This window comes from Roseovarius halophilus (ex Wu et al. 2025), from assembly GCF_047086965.1.
Genome location: NZ_JBKOTX010000644.1, coordinates 1 through 265, shown reverse-complemented (window position 1 = coordinate 265; position 265 = coordinate 1). Strand labels below are relative to the sequence as shown.

Annotated in this window: 1 protein-coding gene; it reads left to right on the top strand. The window is 62.3% G+C overall.

The window, feature by feature from the left end:
- Window positions 1-265 (top strand): Mu transposase domain-containing protein (locus ACH107_RS33870; protein ID WP_412509931.1); only part of this gene is annotated, 265 nt, incomplete at both ends.

The window sequence follows — 265 nt, the reverse complement described above, 5'->3', positions numbered from 1 at the left end:
GCGCAACCGGCAGTTCTTTTCCATCGAGGCCCTGAACCTGGCCATTGCCGAGCTGCTTGCAGATCTCAATGCGCGCACCATGCGGCGGGTGGGTCGCTCGCGGCATGAGCTCTTTGAAGAGATCGAACGTGCGGCGCTGCGCCCCTTGCCCGACACGCCTTTCGAGTACGCTGAATGGAAGCAGGCCAAGGTGCATCCCGACTACCATATCGAGGTGCTGCACAGCTTCTACTCCGTGCCGCACCGCCTGATCGGTCGGAAGGTC